Source organism: Neorhizobium tunisiense (assembly GCF_039631515.1).
Classification (GTDB): Bacteria; Pseudomonadota; Alphaproteobacteria; order Rhizobiales; family Rhizobiaceae; genus Neorhizobium.
Map to the genome: position 1 here is coordinate 78,007 of NZ_JBDIUU010000011.1, position 25,807 is coordinate 103,813.

General features: G+C 62.0%; 23 protein-coding genes. 14 read left to right on the forward strand and 9 right to left on the reverse strand.

Features of this window, described 5'->3' with window-relative positions; translation table 11 throughout:
- Positions 1 to 5: 5 nt before the first annotated feature.
- Together ABCW43_RS26405 and ABCW43_RS26410 are read left to right on the forward strand one after the other, a co-directional pair.
- On the forward strand, positions 6 to 1,757 hold the full coding sequence (locus ABCW43_RS26405; RefSeq protein ID WP_345930040.1) for a nitrilase-related carbon-nitrogen hydrolase: 1,752 nt from the start codon (positions 6 to 8) through the stop codon (positions 1,755 to 1,757).
- A 12-nt stretch (positions 1,758 to 1,769) separates the two neighbouring features.
- Entirely contained in the window at positions 1,770 to 2,924 is a 1,155-nt protein-coding gene (locus ABCW43_RS26410; RefSeq protein WP_345930042.1) for an iron-containing alcohol dehydrogenase, read from the forward strand.
- A 137-nt stretch (positions 2,925 to 3,061) separates the two neighbouring features.
- On the opposite strand, the gene ABCW43_RS26415 is transcribed toward ABCW43_RS26410, so the two are convergent.
- From ABCW43_RS26415 to ABCW43_RS26425, 3 genes are read right to left on the reverse strand one after another with little or no spacing between them, the layout of a single operon-like run.
- Positions 3,062 to 6,262 carry an efflux RND transporter permease subunit gene (locus tag ABCW43_RS26415; RefSeq protein ID WP_345930044.1) on the reverse strand — a complete coding sequence of 1,067 codons (3,201 nt, stop codon included), beginning with the start codon at positions 6,260 to 6,262 and terminating at the stop codon, positions 3,062 to 3,064.
- Entirely contained in the window at positions 6,259 to 7,221 is a 963-nt protein-coding gene (locus ABCW43_RS26420) for an efflux RND transporter periplasmic adaptor subunit (protein WP_345930046.1), read from the reverse strand. The genes ABCW43_RS26415 and ABCW43_RS26420 overlap by 4 nt, the downstream gene beginning before the upstream one ends.
- Before the next feature lie 10 nt (positions 7,222 to 7,231).
- The gene (locus ABCW43_RS26425; protein ID WP_345930048.1) at positions 7,232 to 7,432 is read right to left on the reverse strand and encodes a YgaP family membrane protein; all 201 of its coding nucleotides are present in this window, start codon (positions 7,430 to 7,432) and stop codon (positions 7,232 to 7,234) included.
- A gap of 279 nt (positions 7,433 to 7,711) precedes the next feature.
- Here ABCW43_RS26425 and ABCW43_RS26430 point away from each other — a divergent pair, with 279 nt between their 5' ends.
- The 12 genes from ABCW43_RS26430 to ABCW43_RS26485 all read left to right on the forward strand — a co-directional run bounded on the left by ABCW43_RS26430 (position 7,712) and on the right by ABCW43_RS26485 (position 18,511).
- Positions 7,712 to 8,011, forward strand: coding sequence for an ArsR/SmtB family transcription factor (locus tag ABCW43_RS26430; protein ID WP_345930050.1), 300 nt, complete (start codon positions 7,712 to 7,714; stop codon positions 8,009 to 8,011).
- 339 nt (positions 8,012 to 8,350) lie between these two features.
- The gene (locus ABCW43_RS26435; RefSeq protein ID WP_345930052.1) at positions 8,351 to 8,839 is read left to right on the forward strand and encodes an EF-hand domain-containing protein; all 489 of its coding nucleotides are present in this window, start codon (positions 8,351 to 8,353) and stop codon (positions 8,837 to 8,839) included.
- A 104-nt stretch (positions 8,840 to 8,943) separates the two neighbouring features.
- The gene (locus ABCW43_RS26440) at positions 8,944 to 9,309 is read left to right on the forward strand and encodes a hypothetical protein (RefSeq protein ID WP_345930054.1); all 366 of its coding nucleotides are present in this window, start codon (positions 8,944 to 8,946) and stop codon (positions 9,307 to 9,309) included.
- Between the two features lies 1 nt (position 9,310).
- Positions 9,311 to 9,919, forward strand: a complete 609-nt coding sequence (locus ABCW43_RS26445) for a DedA family protein (RefSeq protein ID WP_345930056.1) — start codon at positions 9,311 to 9,313, stop codon at positions 9,917 to 9,919.
- A 364-nt stretch (positions 9,920 to 10,283) separates the two neighbouring features.
- Complete coding sequence (locus tag ABCW43_RS26450) at positions 10,284 to 10,598, forward strand: helix-turn-helix domain-containing protein (RefSeq protein ID WP_345930058.1); 315 nt, start codon at positions 10,284 to 10,286, stop codon at positions 10,596 to 10,598.
- Entirely contained in the window at positions 10,595 to 12,610 is a 2,016-nt protein-coding gene (gene hyfB / locus ABCW43_RS26455; RefSeq protein ID WP_345930060.1) for a hydrogenase 4 subunit B, read from the forward strand. The genes ABCW43_RS26450 and hyfB overlap by 4 nt, the downstream gene beginning before the upstream one ends.
- The gene (locus ABCW43_RS26460) at positions 12,601 to 13,557 is read left to right on the forward strand and encodes a respiratory chain complex I subunit 1 family protein (RefSeq protein ID WP_345930062.1); all 957 of its coding nucleotides are present in this window, start codon (positions 12,601 to 12,603) and stop codon (positions 13,555 to 13,557) included. Before hyfB ends, ABCW43_RS26460 begins: the two co-directional genes overlap by 10 nt.
- Positions 13,557 to 14,225 (forward strand): hydrogenase-4 component E, encoded by a 669-nt coding sequence (locus ABCW43_RS26465; protein ID WP_345930064.1) that lies wholly within the window; start codon positions 13,557 to 13,559, stop codon positions 14,223 to 14,225. Before ABCW43_RS26460 ends, ABCW43_RS26465 begins: the two co-directional genes overlap by 1 nt.
- Positions 14,222 to 15,682, forward strand: coding sequence for a hydrogenase 4 subunit F (locus ABCW43_RS26470; protein WP_345930066.1), 1,461 nt, complete (start codon positions 14,222 to 14,224; stop codon positions 15,680 to 15,682). Before ABCW43_RS26465 ends, ABCW43_RS26470 begins: the two co-directional genes overlap by 4 nt.
- Positions 15,683 to 15,695: 13 nt before the next feature.
- A complete protein-coding gene (locus ABCW43_RS26475; protein ID WP_345930068.1) occupies positions 15,696 to 17,207 on the forward strand; it encodes a hydrogenase large subunit in 1,512 nt (503 codons plus the stop codon).
- 15 nt (positions 17,208 to 17,222) lie between these two features.
- Positions 17,223 to 17,756, forward strand: a complete 534-nt coding sequence (locus ABCW43_RS26480; protein WP_345930070.1) for an NADH-quinone oxidoreductase subunit B family protein — start codon at positions 17,223 to 17,225, stop codon at positions 17,754 to 17,756.
- Between the two features lie 476 nt (positions 17,757 to 18,232).
- Positions 18,233 to 18,511, forward strand: a complete 279-nt coding sequence (locus ABCW43_RS26485; RefSeq protein WP_345930072.1) for a hypothetical protein — start codon at positions 18,233 to 18,235, stop codon at positions 18,509 to 18,511.
- Between the two features lie 95 nt (positions 18,512 to 18,606).
- On the opposite strand, the gene ABCW43_RS26490 is transcribed toward ABCW43_RS26485, so the two are convergent.
- The 6 genes from ABCW43_RS26490 to ABCW43_RS26515 all read right to left on the reverse strand — a co-directional run bounded on the left by ABCW43_RS26490 (position 18,607) and on the right by ABCW43_RS26515 (position 25,803).
- The gene (locus ABCW43_RS26490) at positions 18,607 to 19,050 is read right to left on the reverse strand and encodes a baeRF12 domain-containing protein (RefSeq protein ID WP_345930074.1); all 444 of its coding nucleotides are present in this window, start codon (positions 19,048 to 19,050) and stop codon (positions 18,607 to 18,609) included.
- 260 nt (positions 19,051 to 19,310) lie between these two features.
- On the reverse strand, positions 19,311 to 20,141 hold the full coding sequence (locus ABCW43_RS26495; RefSeq protein WP_345930076.1) for a universal stress protein: 831 nt from the start codon (positions 20,139 to 20,141) through the stop codon (positions 19,311 to 19,313).
- Between the two features lie 634 nt (positions 20,142 to 20,775).
- Positions 20,776 to 22,200 carry an ABC transporter ATP-binding protein gene (locus ABCW43_RS26500; protein WP_345930078.1) on the reverse strand — a complete coding sequence of 475 codons (1,425 nt, stop codon included), beginning with the start codon at positions 22,198 to 22,200 and terminating at the stop codon, positions 20,776 to 20,778.
- Entirely contained in the window at positions 22,197 to 23,021 is an 825-nt protein-coding gene (locus tag ABCW43_RS26505) for an ABC transporter permease (RefSeq protein ID WP_345930080.1), read from the reverse strand. The genes ABCW43_RS26500 and ABCW43_RS26505 overlap by 4 nt, the downstream gene beginning before the upstream one ends.
- On the reverse strand, positions 23,018 to 23,956 hold the full coding sequence (locus ABCW43_RS26510; RefSeq protein ID WP_345930082.1) for an ABC transporter permease: 939 nt from the start codon (positions 23,954 to 23,956) through the stop codon (positions 23,018 to 23,020). The genes ABCW43_RS26505 and ABCW43_RS26510 overlap by 4 nt, the downstream gene beginning before the upstream one ends.
- A gap of 11 nt (positions 23,957 to 23,967) precedes the next feature.
- Positions 23,968 to 25,803 (reverse strand): ABC transporter substrate-binding protein, encoded by a 1,836-nt coding sequence (locus tag ABCW43_RS26515; RefSeq protein ID WP_345930084.1) that lies wholly within the window; start codon positions 25,801 to 25,803, stop codon positions 23,968 to 23,970.
- Between the last annotated feature and the right edge of the window lie 4 nt (positions 25,804 to 25,807).

Sequence of the window (25,807 nt, forward strand, 5' to 3'; positions counted from 1 at the left end):
AGACAATGGGAACAACCATGACATCGACACAGAGCTACACCGCCGCCACCATCCAGTTCGAACCGACCATGTTCGAAAAGGCGCGCAATATCAGCCAGCTGACAGCCCTTTGCGAGGAAGCGGCGGAGGCGGGCGCTCGTCTGATCGTCACTCCCGAAATGGGCACAACCGGCTATTGCTGGTTTGACAGGGCGGAGGTCAAACCGTTCGTCGAGGCTATCCCCGGACCGACTACCGATGTTTTCCAGGCCATTGCCAGCAGACACCGCTGCTATATCGTCGTCGGCATGCCGGAAGTCGATCCGGCGAGCGATCTCTATTACAACACCGCCGTTCTGATCGGGCCCGAGGGTGTCGTTGGTCGACACCGCAAGTCGCATCCCTATATCGCCGAGCCGAAATGGGCCGCCAATGGCGATATCGTGCATGAGGTTTTCGAAACGGAGATCGGCCGGATCTCGATGCTGGTCTGCATGGATCTGCACTTCTTCGAGACGGCGAGACTGGAAGCGCTGGCGGGCGCCGACGTCATTTGCCACATTTCCAACTGGTTGCAGGAGCGCACTCCGGCACCCTACTGGATCAACCGGGCCTTCGAAAACGCCTGCTACGTGATCGAAAGCAACCGGTGGGGATTGGAGAGAACCGTGCAGTTTTCCGGGGGGAGCTGCCTGATCGAGCCCGATGGAACGGTTGCCGCGTCAATCGATACAGGCGACGGGATTGCCTATGGCAAGGTCGATCTTGCCCGCGCCCGCCGCCGCGAGGTCTTGTTCGAGCCCGTATTCAAGTCCCGCCGGCCCGAGCTCTACATGAACATGATGACCAACAGTTTCACCTGGAATCCGGGCGACTACTTCCGTCTCTACGGCTACCAGCCCATCCCGCGCGGACGCGCATCGCGCGCCGCCGTTGCCCAGTTCGCCCCGTCCTCCGTCATCGCAGACAATATTGCCCGCATCACCAAACTGGCAGCCGAGGCGAAGGCGACGACAGCGCCGGACATTCTGGTTTTCCCGGAACTGTCGCTGACCGGACTTGAGGCCCCCCAGACCCGGGCGGAGCCGCTCTCAGGCCCGACGATATCCGCCTTCGTTCGCCTGGCAATGAAGCTTGGCTTCCATCTCGTCGCCGGGTTTGCCGAGGCGGACGGAGACAAGGTCTATAACAGCGCGGTCCTTGCAGGACCCGAGGGACTTGTGGGCAGCTACCGCAAGACGCATCTTGGCATTGCCGATCGCTGGGCGACGGCCGGCGACGAATGGAAAGTTTACGACCTTGCCATCGGCCGAGTGGGTTTGGCGATTGGCCACGACGCGCTCTATCCGGAAGCCATCCGTTCGCTCTCGCTCATGGGATGCGATTTGGTCGCCTGCCCCTCGGCGATCGCCGGCACTTTCACCGGCAGCCACGCCGGCACGAAAATCCCGCACAACTATCCGATCCCCAAGGGTGCCGACCCCTTTCACTGGCATGCGTTGCGCGTGCGTGGCGGCGAGAACAACGTCTATTTCGCCTTCGCCAATGTGTTGGATGCGGCGCGGGGATACCTGGGCAAGAGCGCGGTGTTCGGGCCGGATTCCTTTGCCTTTCCGCGTCAGGAATCGGTGATTCTCGACGAGGAAGGCTTTGCCTCGGCAACCGTCGATACCACCAATCTCGATACGCCCTATCCGACGAATATCGTCCGGCGAAAGGATCTTGTTGTCATGCGTCAGCCGCATCACTATCAGCCACTGATCAAGTGGCATCAGTGAGAGGCTGGTACGATGTCCACATTCACATTCGCAACCGTCCCACAGATAATTGCAGGACCGGGCTGCATCGCAAGGCTTTCGGAGCTGAAGACCCGGCTCGGGTCGCGTGTTCTGGTGATTTCGGACGAAGGGGTCGTCAGGACAGGACTTGTTCAACCGGTCCTGGCAAGCCTTGCGGACGGCGGGGCTGAAACATCGATCTTTACCGGCGTTGTCGCTGATCCGCCGGAAGCCGTCATTCACGCGGCTGTGGCGCAGGCGATCGAGTTTGGCGCAACCGGTGTACTGGGCATCGGCGGCGGCTCGTCGCTCGATGTCGCGAAGCTCGCGGCCCTTCTGGCCAAAAGCGGCGAAGCGCTCGGCAATATCTACGGGGTTGGCAACGTAACCGGGCAGCGCCTGCCGCTGGCGCTCGTGCCGACAACGGCAGGCACCGGATCAGAAGTCACACCGATTTCCATCGTCACCACAGGCGCATACCAGAAAAAGGGCGTCGTATCGCCGGTCCTGTTACCGGATGCGGCCCTTCTTGACGCAAACTTGACAATCGGCCTTCCTCCCGCCGTGACCGCTGCAACGGGGATCGACGCAATGGTCCACGCCATCGAGGCTTTCACCTCCGCAAGTGCAAACAACAATCCGGTTTCCCGAGCCCTCGCCAAAGAGGCTCTTCGGCTGCTCGGGGCAAATATCGAGATCGCCGTCCAGAACGGAACCGACCTAGCCGCCAGACAGGCAATGCTGCTCGGGGCAATGCTGGCCGGCCAGGCCTTTGCCAATTCACCGGTCGCTGCCGTCCATGCGCTCGCCTATCCGATCGGTGGCCGCTATCACGTTCCGCACGGCCTTTCCAACAGTCTGGTCCTGCCGCATGTCGTACGTTTCAACGCGACCGTCTGTGGTGACGCCTATGCCGAGTTGGCGCCTTGCCTTTTTCCGCACCTTGAGGCTGCTCGCCAGACAGAACGGCTTTCCGGTTTTATCGAAGGATTGACGATGCTGCCTGTGCGCCTGAACCTGCCCGTCCGCCTGAGGGATGTCGGAATTCTAAAGGACGGGCTTCCTCTGCTTGCGGAAGATGCGATGGAACAGACCCGCCTGCTGGTCAACAATCCGCGCACGGTGTCGCTGTCTGATGCCACCAGGATCTACGAAGATGCTTGGTAAACAGGTGCCAAACGCTAACGTTGAAGGAGAGGCTCTCCAGTGCCGAAATCGCCGCCTGGCCGGCGGGCCTTGTCGTCCCGGACGGCAGGATGCTCCCGCAAAATCCAGGCTGAACTGTTCCGGCGCTCATACCGCCCTCAGGTCCTGAGCACTCGATAGATTGCCGGAATAACGAGCACCGTCAGCAGGGTCGATGAAGCGAGCCCGAAGAGTAGCGAAATCGCCAGTCCCTGGAAGATCGGATCCGTCAGGATCACGGCGGCGCCGATCATCGCCGCGAGCGCGGTGAGCAGGATCGGCTTGGAGCGAATCGCTCCCGCCTCGATCAGGATCTCCGTCAACGGCCTTCCCGACGGCACACTGTGGCGAATGAAGTCGACGAGCAGGATCGAGTTGCGCACGATAATGCCCGCAAGCGCGATGAAGCCGATCATCGAGGTCGCCGAAAACGGCGCGCCGAAGAGCCAGTGCCCGAACAGGATGCCGATGAAGGTCAGCGGGATGGGCGTCAGGATGACCAGCGGCAGCCTGAACGACCCGAACTGGGCGACGACGAGAATGTAGATGCCCAGCAACGCCACGCCGAAGGCCACCCCCATGTCGCGGAAGGTCACCCAGGTCACCTCCCATTCGCCGTCCCACAAAAGGGTAGACGCGGATTCGTCCAAGGGCTGGCCGTGCAGCGCGATGGCCGGTTTCGTCAAGCCGGCCCAGTCCTGGGCATCGATGGCCCGCTGGACGGCGATCATGCCGTAAAGAGGCGCCTCATAGGCCCCGGCCAGCTCTGCCGTCACCATCTCGGCGGCGCGGCCGTTGTGCCGGAAGACCGGATAGGACGCTTTCTCTTCCTCGAGCTTGACGACATCGCCGAGTTCCACCACGCCTCTTTCTCCCGGCAGCACGTTCGCCGGAATGGGCGTCGTCAGGAAGCGCTCGTCCATGACCCGCCTGCTCTTGGGCAATTCCAGCCGGATCGGGATGGGCGGCCTGCCGCCGCCACGATGGGAATAGCCGACCGTCCTGCCGCCGTTGAGGATAGAAAGCGTATCCAGCACGTCGGCCTCCTCGACGTGGAAGAACTCTGCATCGTCGGTCGAAATGGTCGCCCTCAGGCGCCGCGCCGGCTCCCCGTAGGAATTGTCGACATCGACGATGAACGGAACGGCGCGGAACGCCTCTTCCACCCTGGCGGCCGTCTGCCGCCGGGTCGAGCCGTCCGGGCCGTAGATTTCCGCCAGCAGAGTTGAGATTACGGGCGGCCCCGGCGGCGGTTCGACAACCTTCAGGCTCGTGCCGGCGGGCACCGCGATCCCGGCCAGCCGTTGGCGGAACGCGACGGCGAGATCATGACTGGTGCGCGGCCGTTCCGATTTCGGAAGCAGTTCGAGCGTAACTTCTCCCTGCTGGCTGCCGGCGCGCAGGTAGTAATGCCGGACGAGACCGTTGAAGTTGAAGGGCGCCGCGGTTCCGGCATAAGTTCCGGCGGAATGCACTTCCGGGAACTCCATCGCCGCCCGCGCCACGGCTTGCGCCACGGCATCCGTCGCCTCGACGGAAGACCCCTCCGGCAGGTCGATCACGACGGAAAGCTCCGACTTGTTGTCGAAGGGCAGCAGCTTGACGGTCACGTCTTCCGTGTAAAACAGCGAAAGCGAACCGAGCGTGAGGGCGCCGATAACGAGAAGGAAAATCCAGCTTCGCCTCTTGGAGGCGAGGATTGGGCGGGCTATCGCCGAATAGACCCGACCGACCACGCCTCCCTGCGCATGACTGTTGCTGTCATGCGCGTTCGGCCGGCCGGCGAATTTCACCATCAGCCAGGGCGTCACGACCACCGCAACGAAGAAGGAGAAGATCATGGCGGCGGATGCATTCGCCGGGATCGGACTCATATACGGACCCATCATGCCCGAAACGAACAGCATCGGGAGAAGGGCTGCGACGACCGTCAGCGTCGCAACGATCGTCGGATTGCCGACTTCGGCGACCGCCTCGATAGCCGCCTGATGGCGGCTGCGCCCGTCCGACATAGCCCAGTGCCGCGAAATGTTCTCGATTACCACGATGGCGTCGTCGACCAGGATGCCGATCGAAAAGATAAGGGCGAAGAGGGAGACGCGATTGAGCGTGTATCCCATCAGTTGCGAGGCGAACAACGTCAGGAGAATGGTGATCGGGATGACGATCGCGACCACCGCAGCCTCCCGCCAGCCGATGGCAAGGCCAACAAGAGCGATGATCGATACCGTTGCCAGCCCGAGATGCAGCAAGAGTTCGTTGGCCTTTTCGTTCGCGGTCTCCCCGTAGTCGCGGGTGACGCTGACCGTCATGTTCCCGGGGATCAGCGATCCCTTGAGGGCCTCGATCCGCGAGATGAGGGCGTCCGCCACGTCGACGGCATTGGAGCCGGCGCGTTTGGCGATAGCGACGGTGACGGCCGGAAGGCGTTTCAGGTTCGCGTCGTCACGGACAAGACGGAACGCCAAGCTTTCGTTCGAATCCGACGCCAGCCCGATATCGGCCACATCGCGGACATAGACTGGCCGGTTGTCGCGGGTTGTGACCAACAGGTTGCCGATCTGCGCAGGTGTCGCCAGGGTCTCGCCCGCAACGAGCCCGATCTGTTCGCCCTTGTCGCGCAGCGTCCCTGCCGGAAAGGCCTGGTTGGCGCCGGACACCTTCTGGGCAAGCTGCTGCAGTGTGACGCCGTAAAGGGCGAGCTTTTGCGGATCGGGTGCGATGCGGATCGTCTCATCCGCCTCACCGACCAGATAGGTCAGGCCGACATTTTCGACCTTGGACAATTCCGTGCGGACTTCCCTTGCGACACGCGTCAGATCGTTGGGCGTGATGCGGCCGGCGGCGTCCGCAGCCGGCGAAAGCGTGAAGGACAGGATCGCGACGTCATCGATGCCGCGGCCGACCACGAGCGGTGCCGGGATGCCGACCGGAATGCGATCTATATTGGCCTGGATCTTGTCGTGGACACGCAGTACCGCCGTATCGGCCGAGGTACCGACCAGGAAGCGTGCCGTAACGAGGACCTGGTCGTCCTGGATCTGCGAATAGACATGCTCGACTGAATCGATCCCCTTCACGATCGTTTCCAAGGGCTCGGCGATCAGCTTGACCGCATCCTCCGCCTTGAGACCGTTCGCCTGGACATGAATGTCGACCATCGGAACGGAAATCTGAGGTTCCTCCTCGCGGGGCAGCGTCACAAGAGCGATCAACCCGAAAGCGAGCGCGGCCAACAGGACGAGAGGCGTCAGCGGGGAACGGATGAATGCGCCGGTCAGGCGTCCGGCTATGCCGTAACGATGGGGTTCCGGCGTCATGGCAGGACGACCTCGTCGCCGGGGGCAAGTCCGGTCAGAATTTCACGATAGGTGCCGTCAGGCCGACCTATCGTCTCGCTGGAAACGACGGCGCGCTCAACGGTCTCACCATCTTCATGCACGGAGACGAAATCGACGCCGTTGCGGGTGACGACTGCATTTGCCGGCACGAGCAGGGCCTGCCGCTCTCCGACCGGAACCTGCACAAGAACGCGCGCATTGACGAAGGCGGTATTGAGCTCGCCGGCTTCGACATCTGCAGTGACCCGTCCGTTCTCGATCTGCGGATAGATCTTTACAAGTTTTCCGGCGATCTGCCGCCCGTCGATATTGATCCTGATTTCGGCTTCCTGACTGAGCGCGCTTGCGTGGCGCTCCGGGATGGACAGGCGAAGGAACAGCCCGCCGCCTCCGATCGTGGCGACCGGCTCGCCGGCCAAGATGACTGCTCCTCGGGTCAGCGGCACGATCAGAACTTTCCCGTCCGCGGGTGCGTCCACCTCTCCTTCCGACTGCTGTTGAATGACAACGGAACGCTGGGCCTCGGTTGCGGTGATCTGATTCTGCAGGACGCCAGCCTGCGAGCGAAGCTCATCAAGCCGCTGCTGGGTGACGATGCCACGCTCCACGAGGGCCTCGCCGCGTGCCAGATCGGCCTGAGCTGCCGTGAGTTGGGATCGCAGCGCGCCGATCTGGGCATCAAGGGCCGCAATCTGGAAGCCCAGCTTTTCGTCTTCGACCATTGCGATCTTCTGTCCTGCCTTGACGATATCTCCTTCAGTCGCGCTGAGCTGCGTGACCGTGCCGCCCAAGCGGGCACGGGCCGGGACAATATTACGTGCCTCGATCGTGCCGTAGACCGCCTTCCACTCGGTGACGGTTACAGGCTTGAGCTTAACGGTCTCGGCATTTGCAGCACCAGCGAGCAGCAGGGTAGCAGCGATGGACAACAGTCGCATGATTGAAGCCTCAGAATGCCGTGCCGGGGCGGATACCGAGCTTGCGGAAGACGATGGCGGCGGGGCAGACGCCGGTGAAGGCCGACTGCAGCAGGTTGGCTCCGACGAATACCGTCAGCCAGACGAAATAGGCCGACACCCAGTAGGTCAGGGCGACGGACACGAGCACCATGAGGCCTGCAAAGGCGAGAACCGATCGATCAAGTGTCATTTTCTTTCCTCTCGTTTTCTGCGGCATCTTCCAGACGGCAGACGCACACCATCGCCGTGACAGCGATCACTGTCCCGCTTCGATGTTCTTGTTCAAGTTTCGGATACGTGACCGTCGGCCGCCTTGATGCCGCTCAACCGAGCTTACGTCCCGCGTTCTTCCGCTTGGGCCGAGCTGGCCCTACATTTGAATGATGTTCAGGCAAACGATGTCGTTTGACTGAATATATAATTCATGTTTTTATAATATGAAGAAAAAATGAAATGTAAAGAGGCTTCCATGAAAATTGCCGAGGCAATCGCCGAAAAGGCGGATGATGCTGCTGAATTCCTCAGCGGGCTGGCAAACTCGCACCGGTTGCTCATTTTGTGCCAACTTGCCGATGGAGAACGCAATGTGTCGTCGATCATAGAAGCGACCGGCATACCGCAGACGTCCATGTCACAGCATCTCGCCAAGTTGAAGAAGGAGGGCATCGTGGATTTCCGCCGGGACCACCGCACACTTTATTATTTCATCGCCGACCCGGCGGTTATGGAGATCATGGCAATCCTCTACGAAAAATTCTGCAGGGATTGAGCAAGATCTTTGCGGCGCGGCTGTTCCCGGGAGAAAGAACGCCTTTAGAATCGATTGGCGGCAAGCCCGTTCCTGCATGTACGCACCGGGGCCCAGAACGGCCAGGCGATTGCGGCAATCGAGATAAGGGCGGAAAGCATCTTGTTCACAGCAAGTCTCCCCATTTGCGTGATCGGGGAACCGATAGCGAAGCATAGCCGCTTTCTCCCTGATTGAGATCAATCGCAAACAAAGAACACGCACAGACGGGCACACTTCCCGTTGGTTGATCAACATCAATGTGGTGATCGTACGGATGCTCTCTTCTTCCGGAAGCCTACCAGGAAAAGGAGAAAGCACATGAACGTTCAGAACGTCATCCGCGTATCCGTTACCGCGTTTGCAGTCTTTGCCGCTAGCGGTGCCCTTGCACAATGGAACGGCTGGCACATGGGCCCAGGCATGATGGATGGATCCGGTGGCCGGTTTCCCGGCTTCGGCCGTGGCATGATCATTGATCAGAACGATGACGGCAAGATCAGCGATGACGAGGCGGCCGCAACGGCAGACGACGTCTTCATCGCGATGGATGCCGATGACGACGGCCAGATCACCAAGGAAGAATATCTTGCCGTGCGAATGGGCCCCCAGTGGGGTTGGAACCAGCAGCGCCAGTCTGCAATGCAGGCGAGACGGGAAACCCGCTTCGCCGAGATGGATCCGGACAAGAACGGCGCCGTCAGCAAAGTTGAGTTCATGGACGCTGCACAAGCTCGCCACAAGGCTGCCGATGCGGACAAGGATGGGTATGTCAGCCCCTGGGAACATCGCCGCGACCGCTGGTTCTGAACGGCGTATGCGTAACTTGACCGGGCGCCCCAGCTAAGGGATGAAAAGTCGATAGCGCCTGCGCGGTTTCAACTGACGCACCGCAAGCCGATTGGGCGATATTGATGAAGGCTCCTCGCGACCGGAAACTCTTCGTGGCCTTGCTTGCGGCTTTCCTGCTGGCGGCAACCGTTTCCGGCGTGCTTGCGGTTCGTCTGGTCGTCCGTACGATCTATTGGTCGGCCCACCAAAACGAGCCGATCGAAGAATGGATGCCACTCGGTTATGTAGCCCATTCTTATGGGATCTCCCCGGTCGTTCTTCAGACGGCGCTGGGGCTTCTGGTCGGTATCCGCGACCGGCGTCCGTTGAGCGAAGTCGCCGCCCAGCAAGGCAAATCATTCGAAGAGGTACGAAAGGCTCTCGAAGCAGCCATCGCCGCTGATCGCAAACGCGTTTCTGAAGCCGGCGACGGTCGCACAGGGCAATAGAATGGCGGAGCAGCTGGTCATCCTCGTCAATGAACAAGGCGCTGTCGCCCTGTTCCTGATTCTCATGGTGAATTGCTTCGGAGTGCCCTTCCCCACCTCGCTCATCATGCTCGCTATCGGGTCCTTCATCGAGCAAGGGGAGTTGACGTTTCTGCCTTTCTTCACGGCTGGACTTGCCGGCGCTGCCGTAGGTGATCAGGGCGGATATCTCTTGGGCCGCATGGCCTCAACCCGGTTGTTCGAGACCGCGGAAAAGACGACATGGCTGAAGAAAGCGCTTCAGGGAGCCGAGAAGTTTGAAAATCGATGGGGAGATGCAGGCATATTCCTGAGCCGGTGGTTGCTCAGCCCCCTTGGTCCTTGGATCAACGTGTTTGCAGGAATGAACGGCTATTCGTGGATCAGATTCTCAACTTGGGGTATTTTTGGCGAGGCGGTTTGGGTTGCCGGCTATATGGGACTCGGACTTGCGTTCAGCAAAAGCGTCCAGATGGTCGCGGACCTCCTCGGCAATGTGACTTGGCTGATCCTATCTGTTCTTGCCGCTCTGCTGCTCGGCTGGAAGCTCATTTCGATCCTGGCACCCAAGAAGCAGATGGATTCCGATTAATTGACGAGTGATGGCCAGGCCTGCCAAATAGCTTGGACGCGACCATAGGCACACAGCCGGCACCGCGCAAACTAACCCCGGCGGCGGCGAAAAGTCCGGCTGGATAAATCCCAAAGTCGGGCTCTTCGCTTCGGTGGCAATCGCCTGCATCACGGCGATTACCGGCGGGCGACCTGCCATGATCTCCGCAGCCCCCCCCGCGACTGCCGTCGGCAGATCCATGCTGCCGCTGTGTCGCCAAGTGGAGCGTAAGTATGGACCCGAACTTTCGACTCTTTTCACATCGGAATATTGCTTTGATGCATCAATAGGCACATTTTAAACATGAGGTAAAAGCCTACGTAGTAGAAGCGATAGTTGCGTCGTGATTACTGCTGCTCAGATGCGGGCTGCCAGAGCCCTTCTCGGAATCGACCAACGCGAACTGGCCGATCTGGCGGGTGTTTCGGTGCCGACGATCCAGCGCATGGAAGCAAGCACCGACGTGGTGCGGGGGAATGTCGATTCCCTCATGCGGCTGCTGGCCGCGCTCGATATTGCCGGGATCGAGTTGATCGGCGAGGGGGCGGTCAGCGAAAACGGCGGACGGGGTGTTCGGCTGAAGGCCGCAACAGAACCTTCCGGAAACGACAGGCCGGGATCGCCCGAACCTGCGCATGGAGCGAGGAGGCGCCCATGACGTCGGTGGCGTTGATGCTTTCCTGCGTCGCCGCGCTGCTGGCCACGGTGGTGCTCGCCGGCTTCATCGCCCGGTCCAGCCTCGCCACGCCGGCAATCTACGGCCTGAGCCTTGGCATTTCGGCCATCGCCTTTTCGGCAAGCCTCGTGCAGCTCTCGTCACCCGCGGCCGATAGTCCCGCGCTCGTGCTCCCCTTCGGCCTGCCCTGGCTCGGGGCACATTTCAGGCTCGATCCGCTGGCCGCCTTCTTTCTCGTCGTCGTCAATCTGGGCGGCGCCTTCGCCAGCCTCTACGGCCTCGGTTACGGACGCCACGAGCATGCGCCCCACAGGGTCCTGCCCTTCTTCCCGGCCTTCCTCGCCGGCATGAACCTGGTGATCCTCTCCGACGACGCATTCACCTTCCTTTTTTCCTGGGAGTTCATGTCGCTGACCTCCTGGGCGCTGGTGATGGCGCATCACCGCGATGCCGGAAACCGCCGGGCGGGTTATATCTACATCGTCATGGCGAGCTTCGGCACGCTCGCCCTGCTGCTCGCCTTCGGCCTCCTGGCCGGGCCTGACGGCGCCTATGGCTTCGCCGCCATGCGGGCTGCGCAGCACACCCCGTTCACGACCGGGCTGGTCCTCGTCCTGCTGATGCTCGGCGCCGGCTCGAAAGCCGGCCTTGTGCCGCTGCATGTCTGGCTGCCGCTGGCGCATCCGGCCGCGCCCAGCCACGTTTCGGCCCTGATGAGCGGCGTCATGACCAAGGTCGCCGTCTACGGCGTCATCCGTGTCATCTTCGACCTCGTCGGTACACCGGCCTGGTGGTCGAGCCTCGTCTTCCTGCTGATCGGCGGCGGCACCGCGGTTCTCGGCATCCTGCATGCCCTGATGGAGCGTGACCTCAAGCGCATGCTCGCCTACAGCACGATCGAGAATATCGGCGTCGTCTTCGTCGGCCTGGGATTGGCGCTGGCGTTCAAGGACGCCGGCATGGAACTGGCGGCGGCGCTTGCCATGACAGCCGCGCTCTTCCATGTGCTCAACCACTCCTTCTTCAAGAGCCTGCTGTTCTTCGGCGCCGGTGCCGTCCTGACCCAGACGGGCGAGCGCGACCTGGAAAAACTCGGCGGCCTGATCCACCGCATGCCGGTCACCGCCTTTGCCTTTCTGATCGCCTGCGTCGCGATTTCGGCGCTGCCGCCCTTCAACGGCTTCGCATCGGAATGGCTGGTCTTCCAGGCGATCCTGCAAAGTCCCGACCTGCCCCAATGGGCGCTGACCATCCTCGTGCCGGCCGTCGGCGGCTTGCTGGCCCTGTCGGCGGCGCTGGCCGCCGCCTGTTTCGTGCGCGCCTTCGGCATCGCCTTCCTCGGCCAGCCAAGAACCGAGGCGTCGGCCGGCGCATCCGAGGCGGATCGTTTTTCGCTAGCTGCCATGGCGATCCTGGCGGCGCTCTGCCTGCTCGCCGGCATCCTGCCCGGGATTGTCATCGACGCTCTATCACCCGTCACCCAGCTTCTCGTCGGCGGCCGGATGCCGGTGCAGACGGACGTGCCATGGCTGTCGATCGTGCCGGTAGCAGAGAGCCGCAGTTCCTATAACGGCCTGCTCGTGTTCCTGTTCATCGGGCTCTCGGCCTGGCTCTCCGCCACGGCCATCCACCGTTTCGCCTCGCGGGCGCTCCGCCGGGCGCCAGCCTGGGACTGCGGCTTCCCTGGGATCGACGCCACGATGCAATATACGGCCAGCAGCTTCGCCCAGCCGGTCCGGCGCGTCTTCGGAACGCTGGTTTTCCGCGCCCGCGAGCGGGTCGACATGCCGCCGCCCGGTGCGCTGACCTCTGCGCGTTTCGAACTGGAATTCCACGATCTCGTCTGGGAAGGCCTCTACCTGCCGGTCGCCGGCGCGGTGGGCTTTGTGGCCGAAAAGCTCAACCATCTGCAGTTCCTGACCATCCGGCGCTATCTGAGCCTCGTCTTCCTCGCGCTCGTCCTCCTGCTTCTGGTGCTGGCGCTATGGTCCTGATCCACCATCTTCTCGTCCAGAGCGTCCAAATGGCACTCATCGTGGCGCTTGCGCCGCTCCTGACCGGCTTCGTCCGAAAGGTGAAGGCGCGGCTCCTGCGCCGACGGGGCGCCTCGGTTTTCCAGCCCTATCGCGACCTGGCGAGGCTCCTGCGCAAGGAAGCGGTGGTGGCGGAAAACGCCTCCTGGCTGTTCCGCGTGGCGCCCTACCTGATCTTCGCCGCGACTTGGGTTGCCGCTGCGGTCATCCCCACCTTCGCGACAGGCCTCATCTTCAGCTGGACGGTCGATCTGATCGCCATCATCGGCTTGCTTGGCAGCGCCCGTTTCTTCCTGGCACTCGCGGGCATGGATGTCGGCACCAGTTTTGGCGGGATTGGGGCAAGCCGCGAGATGCTGATCGCCACGCTTGCCGAACCGGCGATGCTGCTGATCATCTTCGCGCTGGCGCTCATCGCCGGCTCCACCCAGCTTTCGACGATCGCCGCCTTCATGACGTACCCGCAGGTGGGATTGCGCGTTTCGCTGGCCGTGGCGCTGATCGCTATTATCATGGTCGCGATCGCCGAAAACGCCCGTATCCCGATCGATAACCCGGCGACCCATCTGGAGCTCACCATGGTGCACGAGGCCATGGTGCTTGAATATTCCGGCCGGCATCTGGCGATGATCGAGCTCGCTGCCATGCTGAAGCTGCTGCTCTATCTCTCGATGATCGTCTGCATCTTCGTGCCATGGAACCTCAACGGGCCGGACGCCGGATACGCGGCCTACTTCGCAGGCTTCGCCTCTTACCTCGTCAAGCTGATCGTCGGCGGCGCGTTGCTCGCCCTGTTCGAGACGGCGACGGCCAAGATGCGGGTCTTCCGGGTGCCGCAGTTCCTCGGCGCGGCGCTGATGCTCGGCCTGCTCGCCACGTTGCTGAGATTCGTATCGAGGAGCTTCTGATGCAGGGACCGGTCTATTTCGACATCGCCCACATGCTCGCCGGCGGCCTCGTCCTGGTCAGCATGATGATGCTCTACCAGGACCGGCTCTATGCGCTACTCAACGTGTTCGCGCTGCATTCGCTGCTGCTCACCCTTTCGGTCGCCTGGCAGGCCTTCATCCAGGGCGCCCCGCATCTCTACGTCACGGCGGCGATCGCCCTCGTTTTCAAGGTCGTCGTCATCCCGGTCGCACTCCACCACATGATCCGCAAACTCGGCATCCACCGGGAGATCGAGACGGTGGTCGGCATCGGTGCCACCATGCTGGCCGGCATCGGCCTCGTGGCGCTGTCGATCGTGGTGATGCTGCGGGTGACGCCCGAAGCCGACCCGCTGACCCGCGAGGACCTCGCCTTCGCGCTCTCCGTCCTGCTGCTCGGCCTGCTGATCATGGTGACGCGGCGCAACGCCGTCAGCCAGGTGGTCGGTTTCATGTCGCTGGAAAACGGGCTGGTGCTTGCCGCGGCGGGCGCCAAGGGCATGCCGCTGGTGGTGGAGATCAGCGTCGCCTTCTCGATCCTGATCGCCTTCATCGTCATCGGCGTCTTCCTGTTCCGCATCCGCGAACGGTTCGACACGGTCGACGTCAGGGCGCTCGACGACGTCAGGGGAAGGCGGCGGAAATGAATGCATCCTCCCTCATCGCCTTCGATGCGTTCGCGGCCGTGCTGGCGATCCCGATTGCCGCGGCGGCGCTACTCGCCCTCATGCCCGGCTACAAGGCGACGGCACGCATCAACGTGGCGGCAAGCCTGCTGACCTTTGCCGCCGCCCTTTCCCTCTTCGTGACCGAGCGGCCGGCTCCGGGACAATACCTGCTCATCGACGACCTCAACATCGTCTTCATCGTCCTCAACACCTTCGTCGGCTTCACCACCAGCCTGTTCAGCGCCAGCTACATCGCGCACGAGCTGGAAACCGGCCGGCTGACGCCGGCGAACCTGCGTTTCTACCATGCCATGTACCAGGTCATGATGTTCGGCATGAACCTCGCGTTCGTCTCGAACAATATAGGCCTGATGTGGGTAGCGGTGGAACTGGCGACGCTGACGACCGTACTGATGGTCGGCATCTACCGCACCCACGAGGCGCTGGAAGCGGCCTGGAAATATTTCATTCTGGGAAGCGTCGGCATCGCTTTCGCGCTATTCGGGACCATTCTCATCTATCTCGCGGCGCAGCCGGTGATCGGCGAAGGTTATGACGCCATGGTCTGGACCCTTCTCGTCGAGCGGGCCGCGGCCTTCGACCCCGCGCTGCTCAACGTCGCCTTCATCTTCCTGCTGCTCGGTTACGGCACCAAGGTCGGCCTCGCGCCGCTGCACGCCTGGCTGCCGGATGCGCATGCGGAAGGGCCGACGCCGATTTCCGCCGTGCTGTCCGGGCTGCTCTTGAATGTCGCGCTTTATGCCGTGCTGCGCTTCAAGATCCTGCTCGCCGCCAATCCGGAGGCGATCAGCCCCGGACCTCTGATGATGACGATGGGGCTCACCTCGCTGATCTTCGCGGCCTTCATGCTCTATCGGCGGCGCGACATCAAGCGCATGTTCGCCTACTCCTCGATCGAGCATATGGGCATCATCGTCTTCGCCTTCGGCCTCGGCGGCCCGCTCGCCAATTTCGCCGGGCTGCTGCACATGGTCATGCATTCGCTGACCAAGTCGGCGATCTTCTTCGCCGTCGGCCATATCGCCCAGATCAAGGGAACCCAGCGGCTCTCGGCGATCCGCGGCCTCACCGAAACCCATCCGGCGCTCGGCTGGGGCCTGGTGATCGGCGTCGCGGCGATCGCCGGCCTGCCGCCCATGGGCGTCTTCATGAGCGAGTTCCTGCTCGTCAGCTCCACCTTCGCAAGGCAGCCCCTGCTCGCCGTGCCTTTGGTCTTCGGGCTGCTGGTCGCGTTCGGGGCCTTGCTGCTGCGGCTGACGGGCGTCGCCTTCGGCCAGCCGCGCGGCAGCCGGCAGCCGGCCGAGGCCTCCTACCTGCCGATGTATTCCCATCTCCTGCTGGTGCTGATCGCCGGCATCTACCTGCCGCCGCCGCTAGTCGCCTGGTTCCAGCACATCGCCAACCTGCTTCGATGAAGGGCCGTTCGTCATGCCGGTACTGATCGATATCGCCCCGGAAGCCCGCCTGATCCAGCACCATCGCCCCTGGCCGCGCGCCGTCACCGGCACGACGGGTTGGACGGCGGCAACCGAAAGCCTCGCGGACGGACGCCGCACCCTTCTCGGGCTCTGGGGAGAGGCCTCCTGCGTGCATATGGCGCTGCTCGACGAAATCGACGGCACGGCGGGCGTCGTCAGTCTGGAAGGACTGCAAGGCCGCTATCCTTCGGTGGCCCGCCACCATCTTCCAGCTCTGAGGCTCGAGCGGGCGCTCCGGGATCTGACCGGCCTCGAACCGCAGGGTCTGCTCGACACCCGGCCCTGGCTCGACCATGGCCGCTGGAACCTGCGCTTCCCGCTGGGTGAAAAGGCTGCCGCACTTCCGAAGGCCAAAACTTACGAATTCCTGCCGGCGGAAGGCGAAAGCCTGCACCGGATCCCGGTCGGCCCGGTGCATGCCGGAATCATCGAGCCAGGGCATTTCCGGTTCACGGCCAACGGCGAGACGGTCGTCCGCCTGGAAGAGCGCCTCGGTTACGTCCACAAGGGTATCGAGGGCCTGATGGCGGGCGCCGATCCCGCCCGCGCGGCGGAGCTTGCCGGCCGGACCTCCGGCGATAGCACGGTCGCCTATGCCTATGCCTTCGCGCGGGCGGTCGAGGCGGCGCTCGGGCTCGACATTCCGCCCCGCGCGGTCTGGCTCCGGGCGCTGATGGCCGAACTGGAACGGCTCGCCAACCATCTCGGCGATATCGGCGCCATCTGCAACGATGCCGCCTTCTCGCTGATGCTTGCTCATTGCGGCGCGCTGCGTGAGCGCGTGCTGAGGGCCGCCGATGCCGCTTTCGGCCATCGCCTGATGCGCGACCGTATCGTGCCGGGTGGCGTCGCCGCCGATCTCGATGAAGAAGGCGCGGCGGGCCTGCTTACGCTGCTTGCCGAGATCCGCAGAAGGTTTCCGGAGCTGGTCGAGCTTTACGACAATACCGCATCTCTGCAGGACCGGATGGTGGACACGGGCATCCTCGTGCCGGAGCTGGCCCGTCACTATGGCGCGGGAGGGTATGTCGGGCGTGCGTCGGGCCGCGCTTTCGATGCCCGACAGGCCCTGCCCTATCCGCCTTACGATGCTCTTCGCTTCGATGTGCCTGTGCTCAATCAAGGAGACGTCAATGCGCGCGTCTGGATCCGCATCCGTGAAGTCGAGCAAAGCCTCTCGCTCATCGAACAGATACTCGGCCAGCTGCCGCCCGGCCCCATACGGCATAACGTGGCCGGCGATGGGGAGGTGCGCGAAGGCATGGCCGTGGTGGAAGGTTTCCGCGGCGACATTCTTGTCTGGCTCAGGCTTGCCGGCAACCGGGTGGAGCGCTGCCATCTGCGCGATCCTTCCTGGTTCCAGTGGCCGTTGCTGGAAGCCGCCATCGAAGGGAACATCGTAGCCGATTTCCCGCTCTGCAACAAATCCTTCAACTGCTCCTATTCCGGCCACGATCTCTGACGGAGGACGACAGCCATGCGCAGGCTCCTTTTCGAAAGCCTCATCCGGCGGCCACTCACGGAAGCGGCCCCGCGACGATCCTATGCGGCGATGCAGGAGCTTGCCGCGGCCATCGACAGAACGGCCCGCCGTCGGCTCGGCCGCAGCCTGTCGATCCGCGCCGTCGACGCAGGCTCCTGCAACGGCTGCGAACTGGAAATGCATGCGCTGAGCAACGTCTTCTACGACATCGAACGTTTCGGCATCCGCTTCGTCGCCTCGCCGCGGCATGCCGATGTGCTCATGGTCACGGGACCGGTGACGCGAAACATGGCCGAGGCGCTGGAACGCACCTACAACGCCACGCCCGGCCCGAAATGGGTCGTGGCGCTCGGCAGTTGCGCCCGCGACGGCGGTTGCTTCGCGGGCAGCTATGCGGTGGTCGGCGGGGTTTCCAGGGTCGTGCCGGTGGACTTGCATATCCCCGGCTGCCCACCGCCGCCGGCAGATATCCTGAAGGGGTTGCTGGCTCTCCTCGAACAGGCGGACAAAGGGGCTCGTACTTCGTGAGAAAACGAAAATGGCTCGACGTCTTCAGACCACAAGGGGCCGATTGCGGCCAGAGCCGCCACGCCCATATCGTCGCCGAGAGCCGACAACCATACCATTGGATCCGGCGACGCGATCGGCGATCGATCGCGTTAAGAAGATCTTTCTTCTCGATTTCAAATCGTTCTTCCGCAGGATCCCGCATCCCGATATGGGCGCAAGAGTGGAGATTCTCGATCAAAACCAACCTGCCGGCCAGATCGGCTACTGTCTTTGTGCCGAAGACCTGCATGACATTATGATCACGCTTTTCCTTGGGCCAGCCATTCCTCTGCGGCGCCGATTTCCGAATATCCCGAAAAGATCACAGTGCATGTGCTGAAGGCGGAGCTGCATCCCATCCGTGAGCATTCGAAATAGTGCCCGGATTGATCTCGATCACTGATGACGCCGCTGATGCGCGTAATCTGACCTTTCAACCCAAAAGGGAGGTTACCATGCCGCTGAAGCTGAAGTCAGGATTTTTGACATCCTCCGGAAACGAGGGGCGTCTGTTGATGGATACAGGGATCGGCGACCAAGTTGTGGTGGTTACCCACAATGCGCTTGAGGCCATCGCCGATCCCCCGCGCGCCGATGAATTCAGACTGCAGGAACATATCGAGGTTTTCTGCCGGATCGCCAGCGACAAGTTCGACGGAAGACAATTCGATCCGACCGGCCATATTCGCGTGACGTCGGAGGACGTCCGCAACTGGCGCAGTCGTGTCCAATAATATTCGCGTTCTCGTCTCAGCCGATGCGGAAGCCGTTGCGCAATGTCATGAAGCTGCGGCCAGATAGTCCGCACGCAGTCGTCGTGGTCTAAAGATCAGGCCGCCAGATGTTTCTGGATCTCGCCCAGCGAAAGGTTGACGAGATCCTTGTCATATTCCGCGACGATTCGGTTCTTGACCGCCTCGGGCATGGCTCGCCGGAGATCGGCAAGAGCCTTCGGCGGAGCGATGATGAAGAGCTTGTGAATGTCGTTTGCCTTGCAAATCGCCTCCAACTTTTCGGCGACCTTCGACGCGAACCGCCCCTCTTCCAATTCATGGAAATCGGTCTGGTTGAGGCTGCTGCGATGACTGCCCATTGCGGCCCTCCCTGGCCTGTCCGTCCCCTGCTCGCGGGCTGGAGCATTGTGCGGCGCCTCGATCACTTGCTCCACTTCGAGTATCAGATTGAAGGCAGTACCGGTATTGCGGAGCAGAAGGGCCTTTCTTGCATCTGCGACAAGTATCCTCGCATCATACGGAATGATTCTTGCGTTCATGACATTGTCCTTTCGTTGATCATTGTCAGCATAACAACCTGGAAGAGAGCTGCTTGACACCGTCAGTCCCGGCCGGGCGACCCAGGCTTGATGCGGGAATGATCACCGTTTTGCGGTCTATCACCCGCATTTTGAACTGCGTCACGTCAAGGTCGTCCGAATTCAGCCGCATCTCGCACAGCAACCCTGGCCCCGCGGAAGCTGAGCATATCGCACCCCGGTTTTCCTCCTATGTGAAAACCGGGGTTCGTTTGCAAAATTTACCTTGCGAAGAACACCGGAAATTCGCAGTCCTCGAGGATCGACGTCGTGACGCCCCCGAAGATCCGCTCGCGAAGGCGCGAATGACCATAAGCGCCCATGACCATCAAGTCGCAGCCGATTTCGAGCGCATGTTGCCGAAGGACGTCTTCGACGCTCCGTTCGCCGCTCGCAAGTTGTTCGACAACGACTTTGACGCCGTGCCGGGCAAGGAATATCGCAATGTCAGCGCCCGGCTCTCCGCCGTTCTTCACATAAGAACTATCTGGATCAACGATCACCACATGCACCGCATCGGCTTCAACCAGCATATGCAATGCCTCCTTGGCGGCGCATGCCGCTTCGGCTCGCGAGTTCCAGGCGAGAAGGACATTCTTCGGCCTCAGGCTTGATTTCCCGTTTGCCGGCGCCAACAGAAGCGGGACATGGGCGTCGAACACGGTGCCGGCGACAACCGCCTTCCTGATGTCACTATCATGGCGGGCGCCATCGCCAAGCAGGACGAGATCGGCGTAGAGAGCACGCATACTCAGATTGTTTTCGAGGATGAAGCGATCATCATATAGATAGTCGGTGTCGAAAGAAATTCCGTTCGCCCGACACATGTCCTCCGCTTTCTGTCGAACCTCAAGCAAGGCGTTGATCTCAGCTTGCCTTTGTTCAACCCAGGCGCTCGCAACAGCATAGTCGGACATGATCGGTTGCAGAGCTGTTCCAATCGCCAGTATCGAGAGATGAGCATCGAGGTCAGCACTCAGCTCGATCGCCTTGCCGATGTCCGATGCGGCCTCTTTGGTACCGACGACTGCAAGTACGGTTTTGAACGACATGATGGTTCCTCCAAGCGGCTTGGTTGATTGCTAACCCAAGCGTATCAGGCCGGCTTCTGCCCGCGATGATCTTTGTCAATCCAGCGAGCGGAGAACTGGCTCGGAAAAACTGCACAGCCGGTATAATTGGAATTTCTACCTGACTCGCAAACAAGTTTGCCCATATCGCCTGGGCTGTTTTGCGCAACGACCATCAATCGAGCAAACCGACGGTGCCGCGCAGGCATGATAGGATTGGCTGCATCTTCATGCAGCCCGCGACGTTGCGAGAAGGGGTATAGATGGCCTGACAGCCGATCGGCGCTCGGAAAGTCCGGCTGTGCCAATAGCTCGTTGAAGCCGCGTTGATTATTGAGGCTCTGAACATGCTGATAGCCATCTTGGCCACGGCGCGTATCGAGACCGAATATATTGAAGCAGCCTGTACATCGTAGCTGCGAGTAGGGCGGGCCATACGTTCCATTGAGAAATGGACGCTATGCTCGACTTGGCCGTGACCCTGCCAACCATGAAAAGGCTCGGCGATGCGCTTGCATGAACCTGGAAAGCCTCGTTCCCGAGGAACCGCGCAAGAGCTGAGAAAACGTTGGATGATCGCCCGAGGAGATACCCGGTGGCACCGGAGCCGAGCTTCTCAGATGGCTTTTTCATCACGGTTTCCCAGGTCGATGACCCGTGTGGATATTGTCTCGGCAATATCCCGATCGTGAGTGACCAACAGGATGGCGAGGCCCGCCTCGGCGGCAATCTCCTGCAGGAACGTGGTGACCTCCTTTTGGCTGACCGGGTCGAGGCGAGAGGTCGCCTCGTCCGCGAAGAGGAAGGCAGGATTGAGCAGGAGGGCCCGAAGCAGCGCGAAACGCTGCAGTTCGCCGCCTGAAATCTCACCCGGCCGGCGATCGAGCAGGCTCTCCGACAGCCGCAACCGAGCCAGCAATTCCTCCACCTTTGCCCAGGTCTCGCCATGCAGGCTGACCAGATCTCTTACCCCTTTGCGGATCGTCTGATGCGGCGCGAAGGCGGCAGGCGGGTCCTGATAGAGCTTTTGGAAACGCAGAGATGAGAGGCTCGCGTGTCGCTCGACCAAGCCCGCGTCGGCTGGGCTCAGGCCAAGAAGGATGTTGCCGATCGTCGTCTTGCCGCATCCGCTTGGGCCGAAGATCGAGACGATCTCACCGGACGCGATTTCGATATCAAGCCCGGAGAAGAGCGTTTTGCTGCCGTAGCTTTTTTTCAGGCCGCGCCCGGCGATAACCGTCTCACCCGATGCCGCCGGCACCTGTCGCTCCCACTGCGATGGTTCCGATGAAAGCAACGCCCTGGTGTAGAGATGCTGGGGCGCCTTGAGGACTGCTTCGGCAGGGCCGGACTCAACGAGCCGACCGTTCAGCATGATGCCGATGGTTCCGCCGAGTGCCCGGGCAACAGCGACATCGTGGGTGATGGTGAGGAGGAGGCGTCCACTCTCCCCTTCCTTGCGCAAACCGGCCGTCACCTGGTCCCTGAGCATCGAGTCCAGGCCTTTGGTCGGCTCGTCGGCGATCAGCAGTTCGCTGCCGGCCGCATGGGCCATGGCAATGGCCGCCCGCTGGCCCATGCCGCCAGAAATCTGGAAAGGGTAAAGCGCCTCCGCAGGCGACAGGGAAACCTCCAGGAGATTTTCCTTCGCCGCAGCCGCACTTGGTGCAGCATCCTTGCCCTTCACATGGCGATGGATTTCTGCCACCTGAGGCAAAATCCGCATCGTCGGATCAAGCGCCAGCCAGGGCTCCTGCGGCAGGAGGCCGATGCTGCGGCCCCAGCGGGAACGGCGTTCGGAGGTTGTTTCCGCGAGAAGATCCGACCCTTTGAACAAGACGCGTCCTGTCGCATGCAGCCCCGGCGGCAGATTGCCCATGATCGCCTGGGCTACCAGGGATTTTCCCGATCCGCTTTCCCCGAGAAGCGTCAGGGGATGTCCCTTGCCCAACGACAGTGAGACGTTGGAGACGATAGGCCCGTTCGCCGTGTGGATCGAAAGGTCGGTGACCAGGAGATCGTTCATGACCTGAATATTCATGCGCGCTCTCCTTGAGCCAGAAGCTGCAGGCCAAGGACGAGCAGGAAAATCAGTCCCGCAGGAAGCAAGACCTGCACCGGCGCCTCGGCAAAATAGGGCAGGAGTTCAACGATCATGCTGCCGAGCTCAGGCGTGGGAGGCTGAAGGCCGACGCTGATCGCGCTCAGCGTCGATACAGCGATGATCGCCGTTGCCATGGCGAAGGCCGCAAGTGTCGCGATCATCGGTCCGATGACCGGCAAGACATAGTGCGTGAGGATGTAGCGCGAGCCGAAGCCCAGCATCCGTGCCGCTTCGATATGCGGCTGGGACAGTACCGTCTTCGTCGTCGCCCTCGTCACGCGGTAGAACTCCACCCACAGGGTTAGCGCCAGGCCGAGGAAGAGCGGACCGTAGTCACCGGGGGAAAAGGCGAGCAGGAGCAGGACGAGCATGAGACCGGGCAGTGCCAAAACGACGGTCGCCATCAGTTCCAGCCCCTTCTCCACCCAGCCGCCTCTCCAGGCCGCGAACAGGCCCAGCAGAACGCCAGGCGCGGCTGCCGCCAGCATGGTCAGGAAGGCCATGCCGAATGAGAGGCGTGCGCCGTGGGCAAGCCGCGCGAGCAGGCTGCGTCCAAAATGGTCAGTGCCCAGCAGGTAGTCGCCGCCGACCGGGGCGAGGCTTGCGCCGAAATCCTGGGCCGACGGATCCACCGGTATGACCACTGGTCCGATTATCGCAAAACCGCCGAGCAGAACCAGAAGGCCGGCGCCGGTCAAACGTGCGGCTCCGATGCCTGATTTCGATTGCGCATGGGAGATATGATCGATCGTGCTCATGCCGTTCTCCTCATCCGCGGGTCGAGCCACAAGGTGAGAAGATCGACGGTCGCGTTTATGGCGACGAACATCAGCCCCATCACCAGTGCCGTCCCCTGGACCATCGGGACGTCCCGCTCGACTATGGCATGCACCAGCGCGTGACCAATGCCGGGATAGGCAAACAGCGATTCCACCACCACGACGCCCTCGACCAGATAGATCGCCTGCAGGCCAAGGTAGGAGACGACGGGGATGGCTGCGTTGCGAAGCCCGTGACGCCGTACGACCACGGCCTCCGGAAGCCCCTTGTAGCGGGCGAAGGCGAAGTAGGGCGCCTGTGCGACGGCCGCCACCGCATTGCGGGTGACGCGGCTCGACATGGCTGCAAGCCCGAGCGCCAGGGTCAGCGCCGGGAGCAGGATCTCGCGTGGTGAACCGAAGCCTGCCGGCGGCAACCAGCCGAATTGCCGGGAGAAGATCAGCATCAGGATCAGTCCGAGCACGAAGGGAGGGATGGCGCGGAAGACGACGGCCCCGGCAAGCCCGAAGCGGTCGGCGGCACCACCGGGTTTCAGGCCGGCGAAGAGCCCGACGAGCGGGCCGATCAGAAGCGAGATAAGCAGCGCTGCCGCAGCCAACCAGACGGAAGCGCCGAGCTGCACCTGCAGTTCATGGGCAACCGCTCGGCCCGTGACGAGCGAATGGCCAAGATCGAACCGCAGCAGGCTGCCGATCCACTCCAGGAATTGCGCCGCAATCGGTCGGTCCAGCCCGAGCTCGAGCCTGACCCTTTCCGCCGCATCGGCGATGCGGGCATCGGGACCGTAACGGCCGGCCGCGATACGCATAGCCGCATCACCGGGCAGCACGCGCATCAGGGCGAAGCACACGGCTCCGACCACGATGGCGACAATGCCGGCCTGCAACAGGCGCGAAAGAAGGAAGTTCTTCATGGCGCCTTCCATCATTCTGCCCAGCGGATGGCGGAGAGGCGGTAATTCACTTCAAGGGGATCGACCTCGACGCCGGCAATCCGCTTGCTGGAGACGATGGCAAGCTCCGACCAGGAGACCGGGATGCTCGGCAGTTCCTCCTGAAGGATTTCAACGGCACGCGCCTGGAGCGGCGCGCGGGCGCTGGCATCACTTGTCGCGGCAAGTTGTCCCACGATGCCCTGGATTTCTTTGTTGTCCCAACCCATCGAGCCCCAGTCGCTCCCGCCCGGGCCATAGTCCTGGAGCAGCGTTCCGATCGGGTCAGGGACGATCGAGTAGAGCCGTGAGACCAGTCCCATTTCCAGCGTGCCATCCTGATGTCGCGCCGGGATTTCCGAGCTGTTGCCGACGGAGACCTTCACGTCGATGCCGATCTGCCGAAGCTGGGCCTGCAAGGCTGTCGCGATCGGCGGCAGCTCCGGCCAGCTCGCATAGGTGAGCAGAGTCACGCTGAAGCGTTTTCCATCCTTCTCCAGGATGCCGTCACGGCCAGGTACCCAACCTGCTGTCTTGAGCAGCGTCTTTGCCTTCTCGACGTTTTTCTCGAGCGGTCGAACATCGGGAGAATTCCAACCCTTCATGGCCGGCGGAAAGAGCTGGGTTGCTGCAAGATCGGTGTTGCGCAGGATGACTTTTGAGATGCCGACGCGGTCGATCGCGGCACTGACCGCCTGTCGCTCTTCCACCTGGTCGAAGAAGGGCGATGCTGCGTTGACCTTGAGGATGCGGGTGCGGGGGATGGTGGCAATCTGGACGTCGAGCTTCGGGTTTGCCTTCAAGCGGTCGACTGAAACAGGCAGCATGGAAAAGACAAGGTCCGCCTCGCCACTTTCGGCCATCAGGGCGCGGGTCTCCCCCTGCCCCACGGCGAGATAGTTGACGTCGCCAATTCCGGGCCTGCCGCCCCACCAACTGCCCGAACCTTCAAGTTCAAGCCGCGCCGGTGGCGTGAGTGCTTTCACTTTATAGGGTCCGGAGCCCACGATCCCGGTGATCTTGCCGGCAGCGTCGAAGGAAGATGGCGCCAGAATGATGGTGCTGAAGTGAACGAGATAGGCCGGCAGCGCGGAGAATGGCTTGGACAGGCGGATTAGAACGTCCCGCCCCTCGCCCGCGATGTCCGCGATCGGAGCCTGCGAAAGAACACCGACACCCGCACGCGCACGCCGAAGGCTGGCCGCGGCGGCTTCGGCGGTGACCGAGGTTCCATCGTGAAATCCGGCATTGCCGCGGATCGTGAAGCGCCAGGTCAGGCCGTCATCCGAAACCGCCCATTTTTCCGCAAGCGCTGCAACGAGCGCGCCGTTTTTGTCAGTCGTCACGAGCGTCTCGGCCACCTGAAGGCGGCTGAAGACATATCCGGTTTGGGCCGGTTCGATACCGGTGATCTCCCACGGACCTGCAACCTTCAGGGTATCGGCCTGGGCATGCGCTGCCGGCATCGAAGCCCCGAGCATCAGCGTGAGTAAAAGCGTGTTCGCAATGCGCATTGCGTTCTCCGTTCGATTGAATGTTGTGGCAAAAGTCATGGATTTGGGCTTCAGCGGAAACGCGTGGACTATGTCCTCCGCCGCGTCCTCAATTGCTTTGTGTCGATTGACCAGAGCCCCATCACGCTCGTCGCTCGGGTGATGAAAGCGCGGCCTGACCTTAGCCAAGCTGACGGTTCTCGAATTCCAGGTGACGTTGCTCATCGCATCCTCGGGATTGTCCGCGGCTGCATACGTAATGTTATTACGTTCGTCAATTGCAAATGTAACACAATAACATCTGCACGATGGATCCGCCGGCGCAGCAGGTCGCACCGGA